Genomic DNA, 10,060 nt, shown 5'->3' on the forward strand with positions numbered 1-10,060 from the left:
ACGCACTGCCCAGGGTTCTCGCCAGGGACGCCCGGATAGGGCCACTTCATGTCCTCACCCCATCCCTCGCGCAGGGGCAGCGGCGTCGAGCCCAGCCCCGGGACCCTGCCCTGCCGGTGGACCACCAGGCGCCGGCCCACCCCCGCCTCCTCGGCCGCGGCGGCTGACCGCTGATAGCGGCCCCTGGCCCGGCCCGGGCCGAACCACTCCTGCCAGACTCGGCTCAGCGTCCGCCAGCTCGGCACAGACGCGGCGGGAAACGCAGGGAAGGTCTCCGCGATGTACTGGTGCACCAGCCGGTGCAGGGCGGCCATACTGATCTGCGAGCGGCCCCAGCACTCGTTGCCGTGCGGAACGGAGGCAGGGCAGGCAATCGGTATGTCTAGCCTGACAGAGAAAGGATGGGCTAGCACAGAAGGGTGTGGCGCATAATCATCTGGTGTCACATGAGATAAGTATTTTCGCCCTTCGCCAACAAGGTCCCGAGGACAACGTCCACCCGGAGCTGCACGGTCAGATCCGCCCGCTGATCAACGGGCAGGACGTCATCGAGGACGCCTGTCCCGAGGGCGTCACCTCGTGGTGGCAGGGCATTCCACTGGCTGCGACGGAGGCCGGTCGCAAGGTGATGCTGGCGGCGGCGGAGTGCAGCACTACTTGCTGCGGCTCCGTCTGGGTGACCATCCGCCGCGAGGGCTCCTATGTGCTCTGGACGGATTGGGAGAACAGCGGGGACGGCGGGAAACTGCCCCCTGAGTACCGGTTCGAGGCCGACCAGTACGACACGGAGCTGGCCAGAGCGACAACGGCTTTCCTGCCTCAGGACACAGGCCGCGGCAAGGCCGTGGAGTTCGTCTTCCGGCCGGCGGCCGCGGATTTCGAAGAGGCGCTGCGTGCGCGAGCCCGCCGGACAGCAGCAGGCCGGACGCAGGCGCTGCTGGGACCGTTGATGGCTGCGGCCGGCGTGGCCGCCTTCGCCGTGCTCCGTGATATCGCATTGCCCGTGTTGATCACTGCGCTGGTGCTCTCCGTCGCAGCCGCGTCCTGGGGCACTGTACGTGGGCTGCGCACCACGGCCCGCAGGATGTTCAGCATCGTGGAGCCGTACGGGCAGTGCCGTGTGGCCGCCGATGACCGTGGCATGGCCAGTACCGGCGAGCGAGTGTCCTTTACCCACGACTGGACGGTGTTCCGGGAGTACCTGGAGACCCCCGGGCTCTTCGTGCTGCTGGGCGGTGAGCGCGCGGCCGGAGTCTCGGTGGTGCCCAAGCGAGGGGCCCAGGACCCTGCGGACGTTGACCGGTTTCGGGTTGTTCTGGACAGAAACCTGAAGCGCATATAAACGGCGCTAGGGGGTGTCTCCTTGAATGAGTGAGTCAGTTGATCGGATGTGTCTGTTCGGTTAGTGATCACTGATGCGATGTGGGACCGGATCGAGCCGCTGATGCCGCCCGATCCGGTCCGTGGACGACGGTGGGCCGACCATCGCCGGCCCCTGGAAGCCATCGCGTGGAGTACCGCACCTGCTCGCCCTGGCGCGATCCGCCAGAGAAGCTCGGGCCCTTTCAGACCGCCTACAAACACCTCATCAGGTGGGCCATGGACGGCACATGGGAACGGATCCTCGCGGCTGTCCTTGCAGTGGCGGATGCTGGCGACGACGTGGGCTGGACTGTCTCGGTGGACTCCACCGTCTGCCGGGCTCACCAGCATTCGGCCGGAGCCAGGAGAAGGAGGGCGCCCTGCCGGGCCGAGCCAGAGGATCACGCGCTCGGACGCTCCCGCGGTGGGTTGAGCACGAAGGTCCACTTGGCCAGTGACAGCCGGGCACGGCCTCTGTCCATCCACGTCACCGCGGGCCAGGCCGGTGACGCGCCGGCCTTCGAGGCAGTCATGGCCGGAATCCGGATCCCGCGAGGCGGACTCGGCATGCCAAGAACCCGCCCTGCGGTCGTCCTTGCGGATCGCGCTTACTCTTCCCGCTCGATCCGTGGGCGCCTCCGTCGACGCGGTATCCGTGCCGTTATCCCGCAGCCCATCGACCAGATCGGCCATCGCCTGCGGCGAGGCCGCGCCGGAGGCCGCCCGCCCGGCTTCGACGCTGAGACATACAAAGAGCGCAATGCCGTCGAGCGGTGCATCGCTCGGATCAAGCAGTGGCGGGGCCTTGCAATGCGGACGGACAAGCTTGCTGTCGCCTACCGAGCCGCACTGCACCTGGCCGCCATCCTCATCTGGACCCGCAGGTGACAGGACGCCGATGTGAGCCGGTCTACTGGAGGTCTGCGCTCGGTTGGCGACGCCAGTCCCATCCGGGGTAACGGTCCACCAGCGTGAGGAACTCACTCACCTGCAGGATCTCGTGGTGGTTGGTGTCGACAAGACCGTCCACGCCAGGCAGGACGTCACGGAGGAAGGCCCGGGCCGCGTCCATGGACTGGCACGACACATAGACCGCGTACGGTTCGCCGATCCGGGTCCTCACCTGCTCGAGCTCCTCCGGCTCGTAGTCCGCCAGGATCCCGCCCGAGAGGTCGATGTAGTACGAGTACCCGTGCTGGTGCAGCCTCTCGTCGCCCGTCACGGGATCCGGCACGAGCTCAAGGGAACGGATTCGCCCTTCAAGCGACGGGCGTCGCTCCGCGGGGACAAGGATGATCACAGATGGCCAGGACACGCGTCTACCTCCCCGGCGACCGTAGTCGAGCGGTCCCCTCGGGTCGCCAGATTTTCCGCTCGGCGAGGAGGGTTCTCCGTCAAGGAGACACGCCCTAGGAGCGGCCCGCTCCGTTGGACAGCTCCCCGGCGCACTCCCAGAATCGAAAGTGTGAGGAGGTGCGCCATGAGCATCCGCATCGGCACCTTCAACGCCGAGAACCTCTTCCAGCGGCCGGTCGCCTTCGGCATCGACGACGAGGAACAGCGCAACAAGGTACTCAAGGACTTCAAACGGCTCGTCGAGATCCTCGACAAGGACGCGTACACGGCCGACGACAAGGCGGAGATCATCGAGATCCTCCTGGCGCACAGCATCGACGTCCGCCCGGAGCTCTCCACCAAGACGATCCTGGTGAACGAGCCCAAGGGCAGGGCCCGGCTGCTCACAGGGGAGGGCAGCGGCGTCCAGGTCAGGGACGAGGCGACGGGGCGGGATGCCTGGGTCGGCTGGGCCGAGCTGGTCCGCAGGGACCTCTCCCTGGACGCCATCGGGAACACCGCCAGGGTGATCGCCGAGGTGAACGCCGACATCCTGCTCACGGTCGAGGTCGAGGACCGGCTCACCCTGGACCGCTTCAACCGACAGGTTCTGGCCGGCCGGCTGGACGGGGAGCGTTATCCGTTCAACCTGCTGATCGACGGGAACGATGAACGCGGCATCGACGTGGGGCTGTTCAGCCGGCGTCCGATCACCTCCGTACGCTCGCACATCTTCGACAAGAAGAATCCCCGGGACCGCTTCGGCATCTTCAGCAGGGACTGCCCGGAATTCGAGATCGACATCGACGGCCGGCCGCTGTGGCTGCTGGGGAACCACTTCAAGAGCAAGCGCGGCGGGGGTGGGGCGGACAAGCGCAAGCTCCAGGGTGAGCGCTGCGCCCAGATCTACCGGGACGCCCTCGAACGCTCGGACCACGTCGTGGTCGCCGGGGACCTCAACGACACCCCGGCCAGCCCGCCGCTCGGCTTCCTCCTGAACGCCGGCCTGCAGGACGCGATGAGCCACGGCAGCTACGAGGGGCCGAAGGGCACCCACGGCAAGTGCAAGGCGGCCGACAAGATCGACTACCTGATGTTCTCGCCGGAGCTGTTCGGCAAGGTGAGCGAGGTGAAGCTGGAGACGCGCGGGATCTTCGAGTTCGGCGACCCGTTCGACAGCGTGCACGGACCGCACGACCAGGCCTCCGACCACGCGGCCCTGTTCGCCGACCTCGACCTGTGAGGGGGTCCGGAAAAGCCGGACGGCCGCCGCCTCCGCGGCCGTCCGGCTCTACGGCTGGCTTCCCCAAGGGTCCGGGGCGGGAGCCCCTAGGGCGTGTCCGATGGGTCGGTGCGGGTCCTGCGGCGTCTGGTGCGGTGCATCGCAAGGCGGAGCATCATCCGCGTACTGGGCGTACTCGGGTGATGCGACAACGCGGCGAGGTGCCCTGCCAGGCGTCGCAGGGCCCGTACTGATCCATCGGACACGCCCTAGGCCGTTCCCGGCTGGCCCGCCGGCTCGCTGACCCCTCACTCACATGGGCCGCCCCGACAAGACCCAGCAGCCTTCAAAGAGCGTAGGAGTAAGCAGCGGGCCCCGGGAGGGGGGGCTGAGAAGCAAACACCGGACAATGTCGGGCTCCCAAAGGCAGGGCGTGTGCCCCGACAACCGACCGAGTAGTTTCGGCGCGAGGTGCCGGTGTCCTTGTCCCACAGGCGCCCGATGCCCAGGTAGTAGACGTGGCGCACGCTGCATGACCGCGCCCCCTTCCGTGATCGAGGTCATCGCCTCGCGCAGGGCTAGGAGGCCGTCCGCCGGCCAGCCGGGGTTGGGGCCGACATCGCAGCCTGGGCTCAGTCGGCCGCGCGCTTCGGGAGCCATTCCCCGAAGAGCTCCGGGAGGCGGTCCAGGTCCTCGGCCATGACCGTGACGAGGCGCAGGCCGTGGTGGCGGGCCAGCTCCCGCTTGCGCGTGACCTTTGCCGCGTACGCCTCCTTCGTCATCAGGCCCAGGGCCTCGACGAACGTGCCGTCCGCCAGGCGCCAGTCCGCCCGCAGACCCGTCGTGTTGAGCTCCGGGTGGCGCGGGTAGGCGGGCTCCGGCTCGTGGGCCACGCCCCAGTGATGGAAGAAGTCGTCCACGTGCCGCTCGAACAAGGAGCGGCACAGGTGCCCGTCCGTGGCCGTGGTCGCCGTGCCCATCGACGTGCGCACCCCGCCTGTGAGCAGCCCCGCGTACCCCAGCCACTCGGTCCAGGTTCGGGCCGGGCGTGCCGGCCGCGCGCTCAGCAGCGCGGAGCCGGGGCGCGGTACGAGGAAACGGCAGAGCATCGCCTCGTCGACCAGGCCGTGGTCCCCGTACGGGACGAAGACGCGCTCGAGTTGGGTGAGCGAGGGCGGCCCGGAGAACTCGATCTCCGCGAGTCTGCGCACCGCGTACACGATCGCCTCCGTCCACGGGCCGTCCGCGCCGGTGTCCCGCAGTACCCCGTTCCGCGCGAGGGTGCAGCAGGCGTGGCAGTAGAAGAGCCCGGGGCGCGCCGCCTGGGCGGAGCGGCCGCAGAGCCGGCACGGCCCGCGCTCGGCCATGTCCACAGGAGACCCGAAGAGCGATTCCAGGGCTCTTCGGTAGTAGGGGTTCTCCGCCGCGTCGTCGACGAGCGGCGGCAGCAGGCTTCCGGCCTCCGCGGCACGTGTCGCCTCGTTGTCGGGCTTCGCGTAGAGCCAGTCGCGGTGGGGCTCGGGGATCAGCCGCTGCGCGGCGGCGTTCACCCGGCTGGAGCGGCTGACCGGGCTGATCCGGGACGGGGCGACCGCGGCCCGGAGGTTGTGCCGCTCCACCTCCTCGCGCGGGGCGCCCCACGTGACAAGCAGCGGCCGCACTCCGTGCCGGCGCAGCAGCACCGTCAATGGCTCGGTGAACGGCCTGGCGTAGACGGTGAGCGTGCCCGAGTCCGGGTCGAACCGGCCGGCTTCGGCGAGCTGGTCCCGTGGCACTCCCGGCTTGGAGAGCCGGATCGACCATGTGTCCCCGTCCACGACGACCACCGCGTCCGGGTAGCCGTCGAGGGCCGACAGATGCTCCGGTGCGTCCACGTCCACGCCGTGTGTGCGCAGAGCGTCGAGCGCCTCGGCGCGTACCCGCTCGTCGACGAGGGTGAGCGGACCGTCCGGCTGGTGATAGTGCCCGACCTCGACGCCGGATTCGTCCAGGACGAGGATCCGGGTGTGGTGGTAGACGGACCGGGTGACGGCACGCAGGTTCCGGAAACCGTGTCCTGTGCTCCGGTACGTCTCCCAGGCGCGCAGGAGCGGCAGCGCCTCGGCGTCCCGGCGCTGCCGCGCGCGGTCCCGCTCGGTCTCCCGGCCCCAGGCCCCGCCGGCGGCGCGGTGGCTCAGGCCGGCCCGTAGGTGGATGGCGAACCGCTCGGCGAGCGCCCGGCGCAGGCCGAGCTCGACACCGGTCGGAGCCGTCTCCTCCGCCGTGTTCTCCTCGGCCCCGGCCTCCTGCTGATGCTCTGCGAGGTACGCGTCCACGAGGGCGCGCACGGTCTGGCGCTCGGGCAGCAGGACCCGTACGTAACCGACCACGTGCCCGAAGGCCCTCTGCTCCGCCCACGACACCTGCTCGTCCCGGTTCGGCTCCCAGCTCGGGTCGGCGTGGCCCCCGCTTTCCTCGTCGTCGTAGAAGCGGCTGCTGCTCTCGAGGTCGTCGAGCTCTATCCACCCGTGACAGCCGACGGCCATCCCGGTCTCCTCGGTGAGCCTGCGGATACTCTCGCTCGTGACGTGCAGCGCACTGCTGTAGAGGTAGCCCATGTGCCGGTCGAGAACGGACCCGCCGTGGCCGGGCGGAGCGGCGACCGAGATGGCGCGCGTGTCGTAGTCGTTGTCGGGCCGGGGGACGAGACTCACGCGCACGGGTATGACAGCCTCGCACCTCGCCTTGGGCGGCGCGGGCCTGACGTCCTCCTTCCGCAGCCGGTCCAGGACGAACGCGCGCAGGGCGGGGACAGAGTCGTCGAAGACCGCGAACGCCGGGGCGAAGTCCTTCGACGGGTCGCCCGGAATCATGAGCAGGTCCACGTCGGAGGCGTACTGGATCGTCTCTCGGCTCGACATCCCCGGATTATGTCAACGGCACGTGCGTCACCACTGGTCGGGGCGGTTCCGTCCCCTCGCCGGAGACCGCCTCCCTCCGCCCCGCGCTGGTTGCGCCTCCGGCGGGGAGTCCCGCTTCTTCAGGAGTGACGTCCGTACGGACTCGTACCAGGCGCAGCCGGTGGCGCCCGTGGTTCCGCCACGAGGGCGTCGCACACCTCGTCCAAGGGCGCGCGCCACCCGTCCCACCGTCCCAAGGCCGTCACATCCCGGCCCGGAGACACGCAGGTCACCGCAGGTGTCGTCCCGCGCTGTCCCAGATCGGGCGGCCTCGATGGCCTGCCCCGGGCTGTCCCGACATCGTTGACCCCGCACCGACCACGAGGCACCGCCAGAGTCCGGGCTGCAACAGCCCACCGGCAGGGCAATTCCCGGTGCAACGCGTCGACAGAATGCTCGCTTCCCCACCCGAAAGGAAAGGTCTGCACATGCTTGCCCGCAAGAATCTGGCAATCGTCACCAGCACGGCCATTCTGAGCACCGGCCTGGCCCTCGCGCCCTCAGTCAGTGCCGTCGCCTCGCCCCACGATTCCTCGGTTCCGAGGGCTGCTCTGGGAGCCGTGGACAAACACAAGTCGGTCAAGTGTGGTTTAGGTAAGGGGCCGAAGGTAGAGATCTGGTACCGCGACTACGACAACAACCGCACCATGCTTCGCGAGGCCTATTTCCAGACCGGCGCTGACAGGCAGGACTCGGCGCACATCTACTGGCGGGCCGACGACGGGAAGACCACCATCCAAAAGAAGCGTCTGAGCGAGCGCACCCACAAGTGGTCCGACAGCCAGACCAAGGACGTCGCGATCGCGAAGAACCGCAAGCCTTACGTCAAGATCGTCTTTCACAAGACAACCAATGACTGCACCAAGTACATCGATCTGAACTGACACCGCCACCACTGCCCCGCCCTACGTTCGCCCGCCGGCGCGCGTGGGCGGGGCTCGGTCTTCAAGCAGCCGCCCGCTCCGGGCGCACTGGGCGCCATCGTGATCACCACCGGCGGCTGGTCCGAGACCGGACCCCAGCTGTGGTTCGCGGTGGCCGCCGGCGTCCTGGGCCCGGCGGCGATGCTCGCCTTCTACAAGGCCCTGGCCCTCGGCCCCATGGGCGTCATCTCCCCGCTGGGCGTCGCGTTGCCGCTGGGCGTGGGCCTGGTGCTGGGCGAGCGCCCCGGCATCCTGCAGTTCGCGGGCGTAGCTGTGGCCGTCGCCGGCGTCGTCCTCGCCAGCGGCCCGGGCCCGGGCGGGGCGACCGTGCAGCGCCAGACGCTGGTCCTCACGCCCGTCGCCGCGTTCGGCTTCGGTTCCGCGATGGCCCTGATCGCCGAAGCCTCGCACAACCTCACCGGGCTCTTCCTCGCCCTGTTCGTGCAGCGCGTGTGCAACGTGGCGGTGGGCGCGGGCGCACTGTACGCCTCCGTGCGACGCGGCAACCCGTGGGTCTCACCTCGCCTCCCGGGCGCGGAGCGCCAGGCCACTGGAGGGTGCATTCCGACCTCGCGTCTCACGAGGCTCGCACCCGGGGGGGCGCGCGTCGAGCATCTCGCGCCAATTACCCTTCCTAGACGATTACTTGACTATCTTATGGGCTTTGACCTCAAGGTAATATCTGAGCAAAAGAGGCAATGGCAGGCGTTCTGATCCGCACGTGAGTGCGGGCCATGAGGGAAGTGACCTGTGTGCTTGAGGTTCCGTTCTGGCTGTGGGGGGCGTTCGGCGCGACGGTGGTGATCTCGCTGACCGTGGACCTGCTGGCCCACCGTTCGGCGCACGTCATCGGCTTCAAGGAGGCCGCGGCCTGGAGCGGCCTGTGGGTGGGCCTCGCCCTGGTCTTCGGCGGAGTCGTCTTCCTCGTGCTCGGTACGACGGCCGGGACGGAGTACACCACCGCGTGGCTGCTGGAGAAGAGCCTTTCGGTCGACAACCTGTTCGTCTTCGCCGTGATCTTCGCCTACTTCAAGGTGCCGCGCACCTACCAGCACCGCGTGCTTTTCTTCGGCGTCATCGGCGCCCTGGTCTTCCGTGGCGTTTTCCTTTCCCTCGGCGTCGCCGTGGTCAGCCGCTTCACCGCCGTACTGTTCGCCTTCGCCGCCGTCCTCTTCTACAGCACCTACAAACTCCTCAAGGACGAGGAGGAGAGCTTCGAGCCGGGCAGGAGCTTCGCCGTCCGACTGCTCCGCAAGGTCATGCCGGTGAGGGACGAGTACGCCGGGACGAAGTTCTTCGTCAAGGAAGCCGGCAAGCGTGCGGCCACCCCGCTGCTCGCGGTGGTCGCCGCGATCGAGGCGGCCGACCTGATCTTCGCCGTCGACAGCGTCCCCGCCGTCCTCGCCGTCAGCGACGACGCCTTCATCGTCTACACCAGCAACGCCTTCGCCATCCTCGGCCTGCGCGCCCTGTACTTCATGCTCGCCGGCCTCCTGGACCGCTTCCATTATCTGAACACGGGCCTGGCGATCATCCTCGCCTTCATCGGCGTGAAGCTCATTCTCCAGGCGTCCCACAAGACGATCAGTCCCGGCATCCCGGAAATCCCCTCACCCGTCAGTCTCGCGGTCATCGTGATAGTCCTGGCCGGATCCGTAGTTCTCAGCCTGCGCCGACCGGCACCACCTCACACCGCTTCCGCCCCGACGAACACGGAGGCGGCGGCCTCCCCGGCCGATGAGACAGGGGTAAAGAATGAGCAAGAAACAGCATGAGACCGGGCCTCAGGGAGAGCTTCTCTGCCCGGTCTGCAAGCAGCCTCTGATCATGACCATAAAGGGGCGGCGCAAGACGTTCGGAATCTTCGTGCCCGTGTGGGCCCCCGGCCCTTGCCGCAACCCGGACTGCTCCGAGCACCCGGTGGATCCGGAAGACGGCCAACCCCAGGACGGCTGACAACCACTCGGGCGAGCCCGGCGTCCGGGGGCGGGGCGTGGGGCACCGGGGTCACTCCGCGCCAAGCGGCATGAATCAGCCACCCGGCAAGTCAATTCGGCCATGCCCACCATCCCTCGCCGGCGGCATAATCCGGACAACCTTGTGGCGCCGACCGGGCGCAGCACTCTCCCATCAGCACCTCAAGGAGGTCTCAAGTAAACGTGAGATAGAGCATATTGCTGCGTCTTTACTCTCCCATTGCCGACTGTGTTCGATGAGGCGGGCCACGTTGAGATGAAACCCGCCCACATCCGACGGCAGTCGTCGGCGTCATGCCGACA

At 68.5% G+C, this 10,060-nt stretch carries 8 protein-coding genes and 1 pseudogene; 7 read left to right on the forward strand and 2 right to left on the reverse strand.

Annotated features, from left to right (window positions below):
* The first annotated feature begins 439 nt into the window (after positions 1-439).
* Together ABZ956_RS19840 and ABZ956_RS19845 are read left to right on the forward strand one after the other, a co-directional pair.
* The gene (locus tag ABZ956_RS19840) at positions 440-1,342 is read left to right on the forward strand and encodes a YcxB family protein (RefSeq protein ID WP_361894992.1); all 903 of its coding nucleotides are present in this window, start codon (positions 440-442) and stop codon (positions 1,340-1,342) included.
* 48 nt (positions 1,343-1,390) lie between these two features.
* A protein-coding gene (locus tag ABZ956_RS19845) for an IS5 family transposase (protein ID WP_361894995.1) occupies positions 1,391-2,250 on the forward strand; the annotation gives its coding sequence in 2 pieces (ribosomal slippage) (positions 1,391-1,514 and positions 1,514-2,250; 861 coding nt in all).
* A 22-nt stretch (positions 2,251-2,272) separates the two neighbouring features.
* Here ABZ956_RS19845 and ABZ956_RS19850 read toward each other — a convergent pair.
* Positions 2,273-2,596, reverse strand: coding sequence for a hypothetical protein (locus tag ABZ956_RS19850; protein WP_361894998.1), 324 nt, complete (start codon positions 2,594-2,596; stop codon positions 2,273-2,275).
* Between the two features lie 246 nt (positions 2,597-2,842).
* Here ABZ956_RS19850 and ABZ956_RS19855 point away from each other — a divergent pair, with 246 nt between their 5' ends.
* A complete protein-coding gene (locus ABZ956_RS19855) occupies positions 2,843-3,940 on the forward strand; it encodes an endonuclease/exonuclease/phosphatase family protein (RefSeq protein ID WP_361895001.1) in 1,098 nt (365 codons plus the stop codon).
* Positions 3,941-4,551: 611 nt separating this feature from the next.
* Here the strand turns inward: ABZ956_RS19855 and ABZ956_RS19860 are convergent.
* Positions 4,552-6,819, reverse strand: a complete 2,268-nt coding sequence (locus ABZ956_RS19860; RefSeq protein WP_361895004.1) for a hypothetical protein — start codon at positions 6,817-6,819, stop codon at positions 4,552-4,554.
* A gap of 467 nt (positions 6,820-7,286) precedes the next feature.
* Between ABZ956_RS19860 and ABZ956_RS19865 the strand changes: the two genes are divergently transcribed.
* The 4 genes and pseudogenes from ABZ956_RS19865 to ABZ956_RS19880 all read left to right on the forward strand — a co-directional run bounded on the left by ABZ956_RS19865 (position 7,287) and on the right by ABZ956_RS19880 (position 9,737).
* Positions 7,287-7,742 (forward strand): hypothetical protein, encoded by a 456-nt coding sequence (locus tag ABZ956_RS19865; RefSeq protein WP_361895006.1) that lies wholly within the window; start codon positions 7,287-7,289, stop codon positions 7,740-7,742.
* Positions 7,743-7,829: 87 nt separating this feature from the next.
* Positions 7,830-8,285, forward strand: a pseudogene (locus tag ABZ956_RS19870) (hypothetical protein); the annotation flags it as partial.
* Positions 8,286-8,533: 248 nt separating this feature from the next.
* Positions 8,534-9,556: a TerC family protein gene (locus ABZ956_RS19875; RefSeq protein WP_361895009.1), complete on the forward strand. Its 1,023-nt coding sequence runs from the start codon at positions 8,534-8,536 to the stop codon at positions 9,554-9,556.
* A complete protein-coding gene (locus ABZ956_RS19880; RefSeq protein WP_361895012.1) occupies positions 9,537-9,737 on the forward strand; it encodes a hypothetical protein in 201 nt (66 codons plus the stop codon). The genes ABZ956_RS19875 and ABZ956_RS19880 overlap by 20 nt, the downstream gene beginning before the upstream one ends.
* Positions 9,738-10,060 lie beyond the last annotated feature (323 nt).

Source organism: Streptomyces sp. NPDC046261 (genome assembly GCF_040646235.1).
Classification (GTDB): Bacteria; Actinomycetota; Actinomycetes; order Streptomycetales; family Streptomycetaceae; genus Streptomyces.

Excerpts from the sequence above, each read along its gene's own strand:
- ABZ956_RS19855 (WP_361895001.1), top strand. The coding sequence starts at position 2,843 with ATGAGCATCCGCATCGGCACCTTCAACGCCGAGAACCTCTTCCAGCGG.
- ABZ956_RS19860 (WP_361895004.1), bottom strand. The coding sequence starts at position 6,819 with ATGTCGAGCCGAGAGACGATCCAGTACGCCTCCGACGTGGACCTGCTC.
- ABZ956_RS19865 (WP_361895006.1), top strand. The coding sequence starts at position 7,287 with ATGCTTGCCCGCAAGAATCTGGCAATCGTCACCAGCACGGCCATTCTG.
- ABZ956_RS19880 (WP_361895012.1), top strand. The coding sequence starts at position 9,537 with ATGAGCAAGAAACAGCATGAGACCGGGCCTCAGGGAGAGCTTCTCTGC.